This is a genomic window from Streptomyces sp. JLYT201 (assembly GCF_059448825.1).
In genome coordinates this window covers 4,549,571-4,566,264 of record NZ_CM182551.1, presented here as the reverse complement: position 1 = coordinate 4,566,264, position 16,694 = coordinate 4,549,571, and the positions used below count along the sequence as shown (strand labels likewise).

Sequence of the window (16,694 nt, the reverse complement as noted above, 5' to 3'; positions counted from 1 at the left end):
GTGCCCACAGGAGTAGCCATCCGCGACGCGCGCGAGCAGCTCTTCGACGCCGCCGAGCGCGTCCTGCTCCGGGACGGGCCGAGCGCGCTGACCAGCCGGGCTGTCACCACGGAGGCGGGCTGTGCCAAGGGGGTGCTGCACCGGCACTTCGCCGACTTCGACGCCTTCCTCGCCGAACTGGTCCTGGACCGCGTCGCCCGGGTGGACCGGCAGGCCGCGGAGCTGCGCGCGTCCGCCGGTACCGGGACCGTCGTCGGCAACCTCGCCGACGCCCTGACGGAGCTGTTCGGATCGGTCGCCGTGGCAGTGGTCGGCCTCGTCACCTCGCGGGACGAGCTGCGCGCCCGGCTGCGGCGGACGCGGCCCACCGGGGTCCCGGTGCTCGCGGAGGCCACCGCCATGGTCGCCGCGTACCTCTGCGCCGAGCGCGAACGGGGCCGTCTCGCGGCCTACGCCGACGTCGACACGCTCGCACCCACGCTGATCGGCGCGGGACACCTGCTGTTCGCCGACAGGAAGGGCGCCCCGCCGGAGGCCGAGGCCGTCGTGAAGGTCGTGCGGACGGTCGTCGCGGGCGTCGTACGCGGACCGCTGGCCTGAGGACGGGTCACAATGTGGGCGTGAGTTATGGCCTGCCTTTGACCGACCGTCCCGATGTCACCCCGCGCCTGAGGGAGGCCCTCCTGGGGGCCGACTTCACCGCGGACGGACTCCTCGAACTCCTGGGAGCGTCCGCGTACGCCGCGCTCGCGCGCAGCGAGACCGTGCCCGCGCTGCGGGCCACCCGGGGCGACGGTGACCTGGAGACGCTCGTACGGCTCTTCTTGTTGCAGCGTTCCGTGCCGCACGCGCGCGTGGAGCGCGTCCTGCCGGTCGGCCCTCTCCTGGAGAGCGGTTGGCTCACGGAGGACCGGGCGGCGGGTGAGGGCGGCGGCCTCAAGGCCACCGTCGACGTACGCCCGTACGGGGGGCCCGACGGCGAGGACTGGTTCATCGTCTCGGACCTGGGGTGCGCGGTCGGCGGGGCCGGGGGCATCGGCAGCCGCGACGAGGGCGTGGTGCTCGGTGTCGGCGGGGCCTCCACGACGCTCGCCGGGATCACCGTGCGCACGCCCGTGGCCAGCGCCCTCGACGTCGGTACGGGCTCCGGCATCCAGGCGCTGCACGCCGCCCAGCACGCCACCCGGGTCACCGCGACCGACCTCAACCCCCGTGCCCTGCACATCACCCGGCTCACGCTCGCGCTCTCCGGGGCGCCGGAAGCGGACCTGCGGGAGGGCTCGCTGTACCAGCCGGTCGAGGGCGAGACGTACGACCTGATCGTGTCCAACCCGCCGTTCGTGATCTCGCCTGGCGCGCGGCTCACGTACCGCGACGGCGGCATGGGCGGGGACGATCTGTGCCGCTCGATCGTTCAGCAGGCGGGGGACAGGCTGAACGACGGGGGGTACGCGCAGTTCCTCGCCAACTGGCAGCACGTGGACGGCGAGGAGTGGACCGAGCGCGTCCGCTCCTGGGTGCCGCGCGGATGTGACGCGTGGATCGTGCAGCGCGAGGTGCAGGACATCACGCAGTACGCGGAGCTGTGGCTGCGCGACGCCGGGGACCACCGCACCGACCCGGTGGAGTACGCGGCGCTGTACGACGCCTGGCTCGACGAGTTCGAGGCCCGCAGGACCAAGGGCGTCGGCTTCGGCTGGGTCACGCTGCGCAAGTCCGGTGCCGCGGAGCCGTCCGTGACCATCGAGGAGTGGCCGCACCCCGTCGAGCAGCCCCTCGGCGACACGGTCCGGGCCCACTTCGCCCGCCAGGACTATCTGCGCGCCCACGACGACGCCGCGCTGCTCGGCGACCACTTCAAGCTCGCCGCCGAAGTGGTGCAGGAGCAGGTCGGCATGCCCGGCGCCGAGGACCCGGAGCACGTCGTGCTGCGCCAGCACCGCGGCATGCGGCGGGCGACCCGCGTGGACACGGTGGGCGCGGGCTTCGCCGGCGTGTGTGACGGCTCGCTCGGCGCGGGCCGCATCCTGGACGCCATCGCCCAGCTGATGGGCGAGGACCCGGTGGCGCTCCGGGACCGCACCCCGGCCCAGATCCGGCTCCTGGTGGAGCAGGGGTTCCTGGAGCCGGTGGGGCAGTAAGGACGGCCGTGCCGATCCGGGTCGGGACCGCAGTGCCGATCGGAGTCGGAACGGTCGGGCCGATCGGGGGCGGGACGGCAGTGCCGAGCGCGGGGGCGGGGCGGTCGGGCCGACCGAGGTCACGTCTCGTACCGGCCCCGCTCGGTCACGTACGTGGCGTGAGCGACACCCGTACACAACGTGACGAGTCCCTGTCACCACCGTGGGGCCGACCCCCGCACCCGCCCGGAGTCGGCCCTTCCGCGTAGGGAACCGGCCAATGTCGCCCCGGTCCGCCGCCCCTCGTTCACCCGGATTTCGTGGTTCCGCCGCCTGGGCGTGCCAGCGTCCGCAGCCGGGGCACCCGTGAGGTGCCGCGTACGGGACGGCACGGGGAGGCCAGGCCATGGAGAGCGGACCAGCGATCTTCGCCGGGGCGGTGTTCGCGCTGTTCGGCGCGGCGCTGCTGCTGTGGACCGGCACCCGGGTCGCCCACCGCGCCCCGGTGGCGCACGGCGTGCAGCAGACGGCCGCCGCGACCCTCGCCGCCGTCGCGGGCTTCGGCGCCCTGGCCTTGGCGGTGTGGTCCTTCACACGCGTGTGAGGCCCGCCCGGGGCGCCCCGGGCCCGGAACCGGGAGCCGCGCCCCTGGAACCCCGCCCTCCAACGGCCTGCACCGGCCTTCAACGGCCTGCACCGGCCTCCGTCGCCCTCCCTCGGCCTCCGGCCGGGCATGCGGCGCCGACGGGCGGCCACCGCCCGCGACCGTCCAGGAGACCCGGGCGGCCGAGAGGCCCGGCGAGCCCCGGCGCAGAGCACCGCTCCCGGCCCGGGGCCAGCCCAGGCGGCAGGAATGGCGGTAGTCGGGTTACCGTTCGAGTGGCCGTTGCGGGCTTTTCCCGTTTGACACGGGGGCGGGATGTACCGTCACACTCCGCAGCGACAGCGCAACCGCAAGCGCAGTCGCGGCGACCCCCCAGGGGGCGCCGGGCACCGCATTGCCAATCGAGCGTCGACCGGAGAGAAGAGCGAAGTTGTCCCCGACCAGCGAGACCGCACAGGGCGGCCGCCGACTCGTCATCGTCGAGTCGCCTGCCAAGGCGAAGACGATCAAGGGCTACCTCGGCCCCGGCTACACCGTCGAGGCGAGCGTCGGGCACATCCGTGACCTTCCCAACGGCGCCGCGGAGGTCCCCGAGAAGTACACGGGCGAGGTCCGCCGCCTCGGCGTGGACGTCGAGCACGACTTCCAGCCCATCTATGTCGTCAACGCCGACAAGAAGGCCCAGGTCAAGAAGCTCAAGGACCTCCTCAAGGAGTCCGACGAACTCTTCCTCGCCACCGATGAGGACCGCGAGGGCGAAGCCATCGCGTGGCACCTCCTCGAGGTCCTGAAGCCCAAGGTCCCGGTCAAGCGCATGGTGTTCCACGAGATCACCAAGGACGCGATCCAGGGCGCCGTCCGCAACCCGCGCGAGCTCAACCAGCGCATGGTCGACGCCCAGGAGACCCGCCGCATCCTCGACCGCCTGTACGGCTACGAGGTCTCGCCGGTGCTCTGGAAGAAGGTCATGCCGCGGCTCTCTGCGGGCCGCGTGCAGTCCGTGGCGACCCGGCTCGTCGTCGAGCGCGAGCGCGAGCGCATCGCCTTCCGCTCCGCCGAGTACTGGGACCTGACCGGCACCTTCGGCACCGGCCGCGCCGGCGACCCGAGCGACCCCTCGCAGCTGGTGGCCCGGCTGACGACGGTCGACGGCAAGCGCGTCGCCCAGGGCCGCGACTTCGACTCCCTCGGGCAGCTGAAGAGCCAGAACACGCTGCACCTGGACGAGGCCAACGCCCGCGCCCTCGCCGCCGCCCTGGAGCACACGGACTTCGCGGTCCGCTCCGTCGAGTCCAAGCCCTACCGCCGCTCCCCGTACGCACCGTTCCGTACGACGACGATGCAGCAGGAGGCCTCGCGCAAGCTCGGCTTCGGCGCGAAGGCCACCATGCAGGTGGCCCAGAAGCTGTACGAGAACGGCTTCATCACCTATATGCGTACGGACTCCACGACCCTGTCCGACACGGCGGTCACGGCGGCCCGCGCACAGGTCACGCAGCTGTACGGCGGCGACTACCTGCCGGACAAGCCGCGCACGTACGCCGGGAAGGTCAAGAACGCGCAGGAGGCGCACGAGGCGATCCGCCCGTCGGGTGATCGTTTCCGCACGCCCGCCGAGACCGGTCTGACCGGCGACCAGTTCCGGCTCTACGAGCTGATCTGGAAGCGGACCGTCGCCTCCCAGATGAAGGACGCGACGGGCAACTCGGTCACCGTGAAGATCGGCGGCCGGGCCGCCGACGGCCGGGACGCCGAGTTCAGCGCGTCCGGCAAGACCATCACCTTCCACGGCTTCCTCAAGGCGTACGTCGAGGGCGCCGACGACCCGAACGCCGAGCTGGACGACCGCGAGCGCCGCCTCCCGCAGGTCTCCCAGGGCGACGCGCTGTCCGCCGACGACATGTCCGTCGACGGCCACGCCACCAAGCCCCCGGCCCGCTACACCGAGGCCTCCCTGGTCAAGGAGCTCGAAGAGCGCGAGATCGGCCGCCCGTCGACGTACGCGTCGATCATCGGCACGATCCTCGACCGCGGCTACGTCTTCAAGAAGGGCACGGCCCTGGTGCCGTCCTTCCTGTCCTTCGCCGTGGTGAACCTCCTGGAGAAGCACTTCGGGCGGCTCGTCGACTACGACTTCACCGCCCGCATGGAGGACGACCTCGACCGCATCGCGCGCGGCGAGGCGCAGGCCGTGCCGTGGCTGCGCCGGTTCTACTTCGGCGAGGGCGAGGGCACGGGCGGCGCCGCGGACGCCGGGAACGGCGACGGGGACCACCTCGGCGGCCTCAAGGAGCTCGTCACCGACCTGGGTGCGATCGACGCCCGCGAGGTGTCGTCCTTCCCCGTCGACAACGGCATCGTGCTGCGCGTCGGCCGCTACGGCCCGTACATCGAGCGCGGCGAGAAGGACTCCGAGAACCACCAGCGCGCCGACATCCCGGACGACCTGGCGCCCGACGAGCTGACCGTCGAGTACGCGGAGGAGCTGCTCGCCAAGCCGAGCGGCGACTTCCAGCTCGGCACCGACCCGGAGACGGGCCGCGAGATCGTCGCCAAGGACGGCCGCTACGGCCCGTACGTCACCGAGGTGCTCCCCGAGGGCACTCCGAAGACCGGCAAGAACGCGGTCAAGCCGCGCACGGCCTCGCTCTTCAAGACGATGTCCCTGGACACGGTGACGCTCGCCGACGCGCTCAAGCTGATGTCGCTGCCGCGCGTCGTCGGCACCGACGCCGAGGGCGTCGAGATCACCGCGCAGAACGGCCGCTACGGCCCGTATCTGAAGAAGGGCACCGACTCGCGCTCCCTGGAGACCGAGGACCAGCTCTTCACCATCACCCTCGACGAGGCCCTGGAGATCTACTCCAAGCCCAAGCAGCGCGGCCGCGCCGCCGCCAAGCCGCCGCTCAAGGAGCTCGGCGAGGACCCGGTCAGCGGCAAGCCGGTCGTCGTCAAGGACGGCCGCTTCGGCCCGTACGTGACGGACGGCGAGACCAACGCGACGCTGCGGGCGGCCGACTCCGTGGAGGACATCACCCCCGAGCGCGGCTTCGAGCTGCTCGCGGAGAAGCGGGCCAAGGGCCCCGCGAAGAAGACCGCCAAGAAGGCCGTGAAGAAGGCCCCCGCCAAGAAGACGGCGGCCAAGAAGACCGCTGCCAAGAAAACGACGGCTAAGAAGACGGCCGCCAAGAAGACGACGACTACGAAGAAGGCCGTCGCCAAGAAGACGGCCGCCGCGGAGACCACCGACTGACCGTCGGCCCCTCCTGCCGAGCCCCTGTCCGTTCGCGGCCAGGGGCTCGCGTCGTACCGAGCGCCCCGGCGCCCCACCGGTACTCCCCGTGGGCGACGCCCGTATGTTCGGGCGTCGCCGCTGTGACGGCCCGCCTCCAGATAGGCTGGACGGATGACGCGTGCCGAACAGCCACCCGCCATGACCACGGTTCCCGACGACTCCCTGGCCGCGGATTCCCGCGAGCGCGCGGTGCGTGCCCTGTTGCGCGTACCGCAGCTGAAGCGGTTGTGGAGCGCGCACCTCGTCGGGAGCGTCGGCGACGGCCTGGCGCTGCTCGTCCTCGTCGTCCTCGGGCTCCAGTCGGCCATCGCCGAAGGAGCCTTCGGCGGCGGCTACCGCGGCGTCGCGATCGCCGTGACCGCCGTCTTCGGGGCCCGCGTCCTGGCGACGCTGCTCTTCGGGGCGGTCCTGCTCGGGCCGCTGACGACCCTCACCTCGCCCGACGGGCCCCTCGACCGCCGCTGGACCATGATCGGCGCCGACGGCGTGCGGGCCGCGCTCCTCGTCTGCGCGCCCCTGTGGAGCGTCTGGACGCCGGACAACGCGCTCGCGCTGCTCCTGGTCACGTCCTTCGTCGTCGGCGTCAGCGAGCGCTTCTGGACCGTCGCCCGCGAGAGCGCCGCGCCCGCCCTGCTGCCCAACCCGCCGCCGGAGGGCGCCGCCGTGCGCCCGCTGCCCGACCACCTGGACGCGCTGCGCCGCCTGTCCCTGCGCACGGGATTCGCGGCGCTGCCCCTGGCCGCCGTCGCCCTCGTCGCGGTCGGGCTCGTCAGCAACGTGCTCGGCTCGGGCGTCGACTGGTTCGAGCGGCACCAGGCGGGGCTCGCCTCGTTCGTCGCCGCCGGGCTCTTCGCCGCGTCCGCCTCCGTCGTGTACGCCATCCGGCTGCCCGGCACGCAGACGCCCCGCCCGCGCAGCCCCCTGGAGGGCCTGCGCAGGCCCCGTACCGGAAGCGGCACCGACAAGGGCCGCACCGGAGCCATCCCGCTGCTCGTCGCCGCCTGCACCGCCGTCGCCGGGGCGGTCGCCGCGGCTGTCGCGGTCGCCGTGCTGCACGCCAAGGACCTCCAGGGCGGGCCCGTCACGTACGGCCTGTTCGTCTTCGCGCTGACCGGCGGCACGGTCGCGGGCATCCGCCTGGCGCCCGCGCTGCTGCCCTCACTGTCGCGCCGCCGGCTGTTCGCCCTCGCCATCGCCGTGACCGGCGTCGCCCTCCTGGCCGCCGGGCTCGTGCCGGACCTGACGAGCGTCCTGCTGATCCTGCTGCTCGCGGGCGTCGCCGCGGGCGTCGCCGCCAACACCGGGCACGCGCTCCTCGACCAGGAGGTCGAGGACTACCGCAGGGCCCGCACCACCGAGCACCTCCAGGCGGCCGTACGCCTCTTCGTGGCGCTCGCCGTGCTCGTGGCGCCGCTGCTCGCCGCCGTCATCGGGCCGCACCGCATGGTCAACGGCAAGTTCGTGTTCGACCACGGGGGCGCCTCCTTCACGCTGATGCTGGTCGGCGCGCTGCTCCTGCCGGTGGCCGCACTCGTCCTCGCCAAGGTCGACGACCGGCAGGGCGTACCGCTCCGGCACGACCTGCGGGACGCGCTGCGCGGCGGCGACGACCCGGTGCAGACGCCCGCCGACTCCGGCTTCTTCATCGCCCTGGAGGGCGGCGACGGCGCCGGGAAGTCCACCCAGGCCGAGGCGCTCGCCGACTGGATCCGGGCCAAGGGCCACGAGGTCGTCGTCACGCGCGAGCCGGGTGCCACGCCCGTCGGCAAGCGGCTGCGGTCGATCCTGCTCGACGTGTCGTCGGCCGGTCTCTCGCACCGCGCCGAGGCGCTCCTGTACGCCGCCGACCGCGCCGAGCACGTCGACACCGTCGTACGGCCCGCCCTCGCGCGCGGAGCCGTGGTGATCTCCGACCGGTACATCGACTCGTCCGTGGCCTACCAGGGCGCGGGCCGCGACCTGTCCCCGACCGAGGTGGCCCGCATCAACCGCTGGGCCACCGGCGGCCTCGTCCCGCACCTCACCGTCCTGCTCGACGTGGCGCCCGAGGCCGCGCGCGAGCGCTTCACCGAGGCACCCGACCGCCTGGAGTCCGAGCCCGCCGAGTTCCACGCGCGCGTGCGGTCCGGCTTCCTCACGCTGGCCGCCGCCGACCCCGGCCGCTATCTGGTCGTCGACGCCGCCCAGGAACCGGAGGCCGTCACGACGGTCATCCGGCACCGGCTCGACGTCGTCCTGCCGCTCTCCGAGGCCGAGATCAAGGCCCAGGAAGAGGCCCGCCGCAAGGCCGAGGAGGAGGCCCGGCGGCGCGCCGAGGAAGAAGCGGCCCGCAAGGCCGAGGAGGAGCGCAAGGAGCGCGAGCGCCAGGAGCAGCTCGCCAAGCTGCGCGCCGAGGAGGAGGAGCGCAAGCGGCGCGAGCTGGAGGAGGCCCAGCGCCGCGAGGCCGAACGCCAGGCGGAGGAGGCCCGGCAGCGCGCCGAGGAGGCCCGCCGCAAGGCCGAGGAGGAGGCGCGGCGGCGCGCCGAGGAAGAAGCGGCCCGCAAGGCCGAGGAGGAAGCGCGCCGGCGAGCCGAGGAAGAGGCCCGGCGCAAGGCCGAGGAAGAGGCCCGGCTGCGCGCCGAGGCGGAGGCCCGGCGTCTGGAGAAGCAGCGCAAGGCGGAGGAGGCGCTGCGGCGTGCCGAGGAGGCGCGGCGGCTCGCGGAGGCGGCGGCGTCCGCCGCTGCGTCCGCGACGGTGACGGCCTCGCCGTCGGAGGCACCGCCCGTTCAGGGCCGGGGCTCGGCGGCTCGCTCTGCGGAGGCGGGGGCCTCGCTGGACAAGAAGCCCGCTGGGGCGGGGCAGGCCCCTTCGGCCTCGGCCTCGGCCTCGCCCAAGCGGCCTGCGGCCGAGCAGCCCTCAGCCGAGCAGCCCTCGTCCGGGCAGTCTTCGTCCGACGACCGGCCGACCTCACCGGACAACGAGATCACCGTGGCGACGCCGGTCGTGGACCCGAAGGCGGTCGGCGCCGCCGACGAGACGGCGAAGCTGCCGCAGGCCACGAAGGGCGCGGCCGATGAGACGACCGTGCTCCCGAAGATGAGCGTGGACGGCGCCGCCGATGAGACGACCGTCCTTCCGCAGGTGACCGTGGACGGCTCGGCGGACGAGACGACCGTCCTCCCGGCCGTACGGGACGACGTGGCCGTACGGGACGACGTGGCGGACCGGGTGCCGCCCGGCTACTTCCGCGACGAGCGCGCCCAGCCCGCCACGCGGCCTGCCGCGCACGACGACCTCGGCCCGAACGACCGGACGCGCGAGCTGCCGCAGGTCGACGAGAACGGCACCCCGCGCCGCCAGCGCTCCGAGTGGGCGGAGGAGACGCCGATGGACGACCTGCCGTCGCTCGCGGACGAACTCCTCGGGTCGCACGAGGACGAGCCGGAGGACCGGGGCAGGCGCCGCCGCCGTTGACCGTACGACAGCGCGGAAGCGCAGGTCAGCGGGCGCGCGGTCGGGATTGTCAGTGCCGTGCCCCACAATGAATTGCGACAGTGCGACGTGCTGTGCGTGACGTGAAGTGCGCGATGTGATGTGCGGCGTGCTGCGTGCGTACGACGGTGACGTGTATGCGGCAGTGACGGTGTGCGGCGGTCGCGTCCGTGGGCGGTTGCGTCCCTGGGCGGTCGCGTCCGTACGACAGCTAGGCGAAGGCGGTGACCCGTGCCGGTATGGGACGACCTGGTGGGCCAGGAGAAGGTGAGCGTCCAGCTCGCGGCCGCCGCGCGTGACGCCGACACCCTGGTCACCGCGGCCGCCACCGGCGCCCCCGCGCCCGAGGCCTCGAAGATGACGCACGCCTGGCTGTTCACGGGCCCGCCCGGCTCCGGCCGCGCCGACGCCGCGCGCGCCTTCGCCGCCGCCCTGCAGTGCGTGAGCCCCGACCGCGCGCTCGGCGGCGAGCCCGGCTGCGGCTTCTGCGACGGCTGCCACACGAGCCTGATCGGCACCCACGCGGACGTGGAGGTCATCCGCACCGACCTCCTGTCCATCGGCGTCAAGGAGACCCGTGAGCTGGTCCGCCGCGCCCAGCTCTCGCCCGCCGGAGGCCGCTGGCAGGTCATTGTCCTGGAGGACGCCGACCGCCTCACCGAAGGCGCGGGCAACGTCCTCCTGAAGGCCGTGGAGGAGCCCGCCCCCCGCACCGTGTGGCTGCTCTGCGCGCCCTCCCTGGAGGACGTGCTGCCCACCATCCGCTCCCGCTGCCGCCACCTGACGCTGCGTACGCCGTCGGTGGACGCGGTCGCCGACATGCTCGTACGCCGCGACGGCATCGAGCCCGCCGCCGCCGCGGCCGCCGCCCGCGCCACCCAGGGGCACATCGGCCGGGCCCGCCGCCTGGCGACGGACGAGCGCGCGCGGCAGCGCCGGGCCGCCGTGCTCAAGCTGCCGCTGCGGGTCGAGGACATCGGCGGCTGTCTGCGGGCCGCGCAGGAGCTGATCGACACGGCCGCCGAGGAGGCCAAGCAGGTCGCCGAGGACGTCGACGCCAAGGAGACCGAGGAGCTGAAGGCGGCGCTCGGCGCGGCCCAGGGCGGCCGGATGCCGCGCGGCACGGCGGGCGCCATGAAGGAGCTGGAGGACAAGCAGAAGCGCCGCAGGACCCGCACGCAGCGCGACAGCCTCGACCTGGCCCTGATCGACCTGACCGGGGTCTACCGGGACGTCCTCGCGCTCCAGTTGGGCTCCCGCGTGCCGCTGGCCAACACGGAGGTGCAGGACATGCTGGAGCGCATGGCGCGCGGCACCACGCCGGAGTCCACGCTGCGCCGCATCGAGGCGATCGGCGCCTGCCGCACGGCGCTGGACCGCAATGTGGCACCGCTGCTCGCGGTGGAGGCGATGACGGTGGCGCTGCGGGCGGGGTGAGCGCGGGGGAGGACGGGCGGGGGACCGGCACGGGGCACTGACGGGTCACCGACAGGGGCCGCCGTCCGCCGACACGGGGCACCGGCTACCGGCATGGGGCGCCGATCACCAGCGCGGGTCCCCGGCCACGGGCATGGGGCACCGGCCACCGGCCCGGGCCCTCGGCACCGGCCACCGGCACGAGGCACTGGCCACCGACGCCGACCACCGAGACGGGACACCGACCACCGAGACGGGACACCGACCACCGAGACGGGACACCGGCCGCCGACGCGGGTCCCCGGCGCGGGGATGCGTACGGCAGCCAAGTCACCCAAAAGGGCACGCATGGTGATCGTGTGACCCCGGAGCGTTACTCTCGCCGGATGGGAACCACCAGCCGCGCCCGACGCCCCCGTCCCCCAGGCCGCCCCAGGGCGTCCCGCCCCCGCCGGGGCGTCCTCGCGCTGCTGGCCGCCGCGCTGCTCATCCCCGGCTGCTCGTCGGGCGGTTCGGAAGACCCCTCGGCGAACGTCGCTCTGGCCGCGCTGCCCCGGGCCACACCGGAGCACCTGACGTCGTACTACGACCAGAAGCCGCGCTGGCGCGCCTGCGGAGTGCCCGACTTCGAGTGCGCGACGCTGCGCGTGCCGCGCGACTACGCCGCCCCGGACGCGGGTGACCTGCGCCTGGCCGTGTCCCGCAAGCGGGCGACGGGCAAAGCGGGTGACCGCCTCGGCTCGCTCCTGGTCAACCCGGGCGGCCCCGGCGGCTCGGCGATCGACTACCTCCAGTCGTACGCGGCGCTCGGCTACCCCGGCAAGATCCGCGCCCGCTACGACATGGTGGCCGTCGACCCGCGCGGCGTGGCCCGCAGTGAGCCGGTCACGTGCCTGAGCGACCGCGAGATGGACGCGTACACGCAGACGGACGTGACCCCGGACGACGCGGCTGAGACGAAGGGGCTCACCGCGTCCTACCGGAAGTTCACGGCGGGCTGCGAGCGGCGTGCGGGCGGCCTCCTGAAGCACGTCTCCACGGTCGAGACGGCCCGGGACATGGACGTCCTGCGGGCGGCCCTCGGCGACAAGAAGCTGACGTACGTCGGGGCGTCGTACGGCACGTTCCTCGGCGCGACGTACGCAGGGCTGTTCCCCGACCGGGTGGGCCGCCTGGTCCTGGACGGGGCGATGGACCCGTCGCTCTCGGCCCGCCGGATGAACGAGGACCAGACGGCGGGCTTCGAGACGGCCTTCCAGTCGTTCGCGAAGGACTGCGTGCGGCGGGCGGACTGCCCCCTCGGCCGCAAGAGCCCCGCGGACGCGGGCCGCCGTCTGAAGGGCTTCTTCGCGGACCTCGACCGCGCCCCGCTCCCCGCGGGCGACCCGGGCCCGGCCGGTGGCCGCGCGCTCGGCGAGGCACTCGCCACCACGGGCGTGATCGCCGCGATGTACGACGAGTCGGCCTGGCCCCAGCTGCGCGACGCCCTCGACGCGGCGATGCGCGACCGCGACGGCTCGGCCCTGCTGGCCCTCTCCGACAGCTATTACGAGCGGGACGGCGACGGCGCGTACTCGAACCTCATGTACGCCAACGCCGCCGTGAACTGCCTGGACCTCCCGCCGTCCTTCCGCACCCCCGAGGAGGTGAAGGCCGCGCTCCCCGCCTTCGCCAAGGCCTCGCCCGTGTTCGGCGAGGGACTCGCGTGGTCGGCCCTGAACTGCGCGTACTGGCCCGTGCGGGCCACGGGCGAGCCCCACCGCATCGAGGCGAAGGGCGCCGCCCCGATCCTCGTCGCCGGCACCACCCGCGACCCCGCCACCCCCTACCGCTGGGCCAAGGCCCTCGCCTCCCAGCTCTCCTCGGGTCGCCTCCTCACCTACGAGGGCGACGGCCACACGGCGTACGGCCGGGGCAGCCGCTGCGTCGACGACACGATCAACACCTACCTCCTGGAGGGCCGCGCCCCCCGCACCGCCAAGCGCTGCGCGTAACCCCAGCTCACACCCCTCCGGCCGCCCGCCCGGAGGGGTGTACGGAGCACCCCCGGAAACTGTGTAGACTTGCTGACGTTGCTGATCGCACCATAGGTGCGGGACGCGCGCCGCCTTAGCTCAGATGGCCAGAGCAACGCACTCGTAATGCGTAGGTCTCGGGTTCGAATCCCGAAGGCGGCTCCACTGGGACCCCAGGTCGTGTAGATCACGGCCTGGGGTCTTTCTGTGTCTCCAGGGGCGTGGGCCCTACCGCAGGTGCGAGGTGCGGTGGGCTGTGTGTAGTGGACAGATTCGTGGGGGGATCCATGTGCTGGGGCGTTATGTACGGGGGTGGTGGGGGGCTGCCTACGATGCGCGGACGGTGAGAGGGGTGGCGTGGATGGGTGTGGGTGGGCACGGGGAGATGGGTGTGGGTGGGCGCGGGGAGATGGGTGTGGGTGGGTGTGGGGAGGGGGCGCCCGTCGGGTTCGGGGCTGTGGTTGCGGCCTGGCCGGAGCGGGTTGCGGTGGTTGAGGGTGAGGGGGGTGAGGTGACGTATGCGGAGCTGGCGGGGCGGGTGCATCGGCTCACGCGGGCGCTTGCGCGGCTCGGGGTGCGGGCGGGGGAGTGCGTCGCCGCCATGCTTCCCAACAGTCGGGCCTTCTTCGAACTGCGCCTTGCCACCGGGCAGTCGGGGCTGTACTTCACGCCCTTCAGCCATCACTTCACCACGCCTGAGGTGGAGCACGTGCTCGTGGACAGCGGGGCCCGAGCGGTCGTCGTGGATGTGGGGCTGGTCGGGGTCGCCGGGCCCGCGCTCGATGCCGCGGGGGTGCCGGCAGAGCGGCGGGTCGTGTGGGGCGGTACCGCGCCCGGCTGGGTGGCGTACGAGGAACTGCTCGCCGCCGAGCCCGCCACGCCTCCGGCCGAGCCGCGCGCGGGCGGCGTCATGCTCTACACCTCCGGCACGACCGGGCGGCCCAAGGCCGTCCGCAGGCAGCTGTCGGCGGCGCCCCCCGGCCCGAGCCCGTACGAGCTGGACTTCATGGCCCGGTGCGGCGTCGGCCCCGGACCCTTCACGCAGTTGTGCGCGGCGCCGCTGTACCACGCGGCGCCCGGCCTGTTCGCGAACATGGCGCTCCAGCTCGGCCACACCGTCGTCCTCGCGGAGCGCCCGCGCACGGAGGACTGGCTGCGGCTCGTCGACCGGCACGCCGTCGACTTCCTGTTCACCGTGCCCACCGTCCTGCACCGCCTGCTGCGGCTGCCCGCCGCCGTCCGCGAGCGGTACGACACGTCGAGCCTGCGCGCCGTGGTGCACGGGGCCGCGCCCTGCCCACCGGACGTGAAGCGGCGCGCCATCGACTGGTTCGGGCCCGTCCTGTACGAGTTCTACGCGGCCACGGAGGGCGGGGTGACCGCCGTGGACAGCGCGGACTGGCTGGCCAGGCCCGGCACGGTCGGCCTGCCGATGGCCGACGTCGACGTCCGCGTCCTCGACGAGGACGGGCGGCCGCTGCCCGCGGGCGAGACCGGCGGGGTGTTCTTCCGGCCGGTGATCCCCTTCGAGTACCACCACGACGTCGAGAAGACCCAACAGGCCATGCGCGACGGGTACTTCACCGCGGGTGACCACGGGTACCTGGACGCCGACGGCTGGCTCTACCTGCGCGACCGGCGCACCGACCTCATCGTCTCCGGGGGCGTGAACGTGTACCCGGCCGAGGTCGAGGCCGTGCTGCTCGCGCACCCCGAGGTCGCCGACGCGGCCGTCGTGGGCGTGCCGGACGAGGAGTGGGGGCAGCGGGTCGGCGCCGTCGTGCGGCCCGAGGCGGGCGCGGCCGCCGCCGACGGGCTCGTGGAGCGGCTCGTCGCGCACTGCCGGGGCGCGCTCGCGGGGTTCAAGGTGCCGCGGGTGATCGAGCTGCGCGCGGAGGTGCCCCGGTCGGAGGCCGGGAAGGTGCTGCGGCGGGAGATCCGCATCACGGGCGCGTAGTCCCCCCGTTCAGCCCCCCCGGGCCAGGCCTCTCGGCGGGAGATCCGCCTCACGAGTGCCCGGCCCGGATCAGGCCTCCCTCAACCACGCGGTGACGTCCGCGAGTTCGTCGCGGTACAGCTGTTCCGGATCGGCGATCTGGGGGCGGAGCAGGCCGTCGATCTCCAGGGTGACCAGGCCGTGCAGCCGGCCCCACAGGCGCAGGGAGCGGGCCAGCGTCGCGGGGGTGAGCGCCGGGAAGGCCGCACGCGCCACCTCCGTGAAGACCGGGTCGAAGTCGCCCCAGGAGTACGGGGATTCGTGCTCGGTGCCCGGCCGTGCGGTCGTGGGTCCGGTGCCCGGCCGTGTGGTCGTGGGTCCGGTGCCCGGCCGTGCGGTCGTGGGTTCGGTGCCCGGCCGTGTGGTCGTGGGACCGGCGCCCGGCCGTACGGTTGTGGATCGGGCGTCGGGCCGCGGCGCCCCATCGTCGGCGTGTCGCGCCGTCGCCGCGATCTCCACTATGCCCAGGCACAGTTCGTACTCCGCCTCGGTGCTGTCCTGGGTCCGCGCGTGCGGGCTGCGGCCGCTGAAGAGCAGGCGGAACTCCTGCGGGTGCGCGAGGGCCCACGCGCGGTAGGCGAGGCCGTGCGCCAGGGCGCGGTCCGCGGGCTCCCGCGCGCCGTCGCGGGCCGTGCGCAGATGCGCGGCGAGGGCCCGGTACGCGTCGGCCGCGAGCGCCGCGAGGAGGGCCTCGCGGGTGTCGAAGTAGCTGTAGAACGTGCCGGGCGCCATGCCCATGTCCCGTGCGATCCCGCGCAGTGCGACGGCCTCGCTACCGGCCTCCACCAGGTGTTTCAGCGCGGTGGCCTTGATCTCGGCGGTGGTCTGGGCGCGGTGGCGCGCGCGTCTGCTCGCGCCTTCCTTCGGGGTGGTCATGCGCACCATGGTACGGCGGACAAAGATTGAACAGTGTTTGGAGTTTGGTCGGTGTTCGGCATACGGTCATGGCGTACGGCGGCGGCGCGACCCGCGCCGGGCGCCACCCACCCCGCACCAAGGAGTGTCATGACCACGCATGCGTACGGACCCGGTCCGATCAAGGGCTACGACGTCGGGCCCCTCTCCATGGAGGCCGCGTTCACCTCGGACTTCCCGCTCGCGGACGGCGTCGGCGTCCAGGAGATCGTCGACAAGCAGGAGATCGAGCGGCGCGTGATGGACGCGCGGCCCGGCATGTACGCGAAGTACATGCCGAGCCGGTTCGACGCCTTCGGCGGGCAGCACTTCACCGGCGGCCGCTATCTCTTCGAGACGTGGGCCGACGTGCTCGACTACGAGCGCTTCACCAGCCAGGAGCTGGAGTTCGAGCCGGGGGTGAAGTTCTGGAGCCGCCCGTTCTTCCTGAACGTCGAGCGGTACATATGGCGGGTCGCCGGGGCGCACAACTTCCGGCCGCTCGACGCGCACCGCGTCAGCCGCTTCGAGCGGCTGCGGTACGAGGGCGACGCCGAGGCCGCGCTCGACCGCGTCTGGGGGCGCGTGCGCGACGAGGCCGAGGCGCGGGGCCTGGGCGGCGCCTGGCTCCTGCACCAGCCGGAGCACCGGCTGATCGGCCTGCACACGATCGCCGCGGAGGCCGACGAGCTCGCGGGCGACTCCTGGCTCGCCCCGCTGCTGCCCGCCGCGCTGCGCACCGAGCCCGTCTTCGACCGGACCAGCGCGGTGCTCTCGCTGTGGCTGCCGAGGTCGCGGCGCGCGGGCGGCGCGCCCTCGGCGTACCCGATGTCGCCGCCGCTGCCGCTGCCGACGGCTGCTCCGCAGGAGGTGTGAGCGCCGG

At 73.9% G+C, this 16,694-nt stretch carries 10 protein-coding genes and 1 tRNA gene; 10 read left to right on the top strand and 1 reads right to left on the bottom strand.

The features are described 5' to 3' along the window. From AC5WAM_RS18660 to AC5WAM_RS18620, 9 genes are all read left to right on the top strand, one after another. Complete coding sequence (locus tag AC5WAM_RS18660) at nucleotides 1–600, top strand: TetR/AcrR family transcriptional regulator (protein WP_366792189.1); 600 nt, start codon at nucleotides 1–3, stop codon at nucleotides 598–600. Between the two features lie 32 nt (nucleotides 601–632). Further along, entirely contained in the window at nucleotides 633–2,141 is a 1,509-nt protein-coding gene (locus AC5WAM_RS18655) for a DUF7059 domain-containing protein (RefSeq protein ID WP_366792232.1), read from the top strand. A gap of 385 nt (nucleotides 2,142–2,526) precedes the next feature. After that, entirely contained in the window at nucleotides 2,527–2,724 is a 198-nt protein-coding gene (locus AC5WAM_RS18650; protein ID WP_138961056.1) for a hypothetical protein, read from the top strand. A gap of 430 nt (nucleotides 2,725–3,154) precedes the next feature. Continuing rightward, a complete protein-coding gene (topA, locus tag AC5WAM_RS18645) occupies nucleotides 3,155–5,977 on the top strand; it encodes a type I DNA topoisomerase (protein ID WP_366792190.1) in 2,823 nt (940 codons plus the stop codon). Nucleotides 5,978–6,130: 153 nt separating this feature from the next. Then, entirely contained in the window at nucleotides 6,131–9,472 is a 3,342-nt protein-coding gene (gene tmk / locus AC5WAM_RS18640) for a dTMP kinase (RefSeq protein WP_495523207.1), read from the top strand. Between the two features lie 249 nt (nucleotides 9,473–9,721). Continuing rightward, entirely contained in the window at nucleotides 9,722–10,927 is a 1,206-nt protein-coding gene (locus tag AC5WAM_RS18635) for a DNA polymerase III subunit delta' (protein WP_138961059.1), read from the top strand. 365 nt (nucleotides 10,928–11,292) lie between these two features. Continuing rightward, nucleotides 11,293–12,900 carry an alpha/beta hydrolase gene (locus AC5WAM_RS18630; protein WP_495523206.1) on the top strand — a complete coding sequence of 536 codons (1,608 nt, stop codon included), beginning with the start codon at nucleotides 11,293–11,295 and terminating at the stop codon, nucleotides 12,898–12,900. A gap of 109 nt (nucleotides 12,901–13,009) precedes the next feature. Beyond that, nucleotides 13,010–13,086: transfer RNA gene (locus AC5WAM_RS18625), tRNA-Thr, on the top strand. Between the two features lie 220 nt (nucleotides 13,087–13,306). After that, nucleotides 13,307–14,878: an AMP-binding protein gene (locus AC5WAM_RS18620; protein ID WP_495523205.1), complete on the top strand. Its 1,572-nt coding sequence runs from the start codon at nucleotides 13,307–13,309 to the stop codon at nucleotides 14,876–14,878. Between the two features lie 69 nt (nucleotides 14,879–14,947). On the opposite strand, the gene AC5WAM_RS18615 is transcribed toward AC5WAM_RS18620, so the two are convergent. Then, nucleotides 14,948–15,793, bottom strand: a complete 846-nt coding sequence (locus tag AC5WAM_RS18615; RefSeq protein ID WP_495523204.1) for a TetR/AcrR family transcriptional regulator — start codon at nucleotides 15,791–15,793, stop codon at nucleotides 14,948–14,950. A gap of 129 nt (nucleotides 15,794–15,922) precedes the next feature. Here AC5WAM_RS18615 and AC5WAM_RS18610 point away from each other — a divergent pair, with 129 nt between their 5' ends. Continuing rightward, nucleotides 15,923–16,687 (top strand): hypothetical protein, encoded by a 765-nt coding sequence (locus tag AC5WAM_RS18610; RefSeq protein ID WP_495523203.1) that lies wholly within the window; start codon nucleotides 15,923–15,925, stop codon nucleotides 16,685–16,687. Nucleotides 16,688–16,694: the final 7 nt, after the last annotated feature.

Bases quoted from the DNA above. Each gene is read 5' to 3' on its own strand.
- AC5WAM_RS18650 (WP_138961056.1), top strand. From the start codon at position 2,527: ATGGAGAGCGGACCAGCGATCTTCGCCGGGGCGGTGTTCGCGCTGTTC.
- tmk (WP_495523207.1), top strand. From the start codon at position 6,131: ATGACGCGTGCCGAACAGCCACCCGCCATGACCACGGTTCCCGACGAC.
- AC5WAM_RS18630 (WP_495523206.1), top strand. From the start codon at position 11,293: ATGGGAACCACCAGCCGCGCCCGACGCCCCCGTCCCCCAGGCCGCCCC.
- AC5WAM_RS18620 (WP_495523205.1), top strand. From the start codon at position 13,307: ATGGGTGTGGGTGGGCGCGGGGAGATGGGTGTGGGTGGGTGTGGGGAG.
- AC5WAM_RS18615 (WP_495523204.1), bottom strand. From the start codon at position 15,793: ATGACCACCCCGAAGGAAGGCGCGAGCAGACGCGCGCGCCACCGCGCC.
- AC5WAM_RS18610 (WP_495523203.1), top strand. From the start codon at position 15,923: ATGACCACGCATGCGTACGGACCCGGTCCGATCAAGGGCTACGACGTC.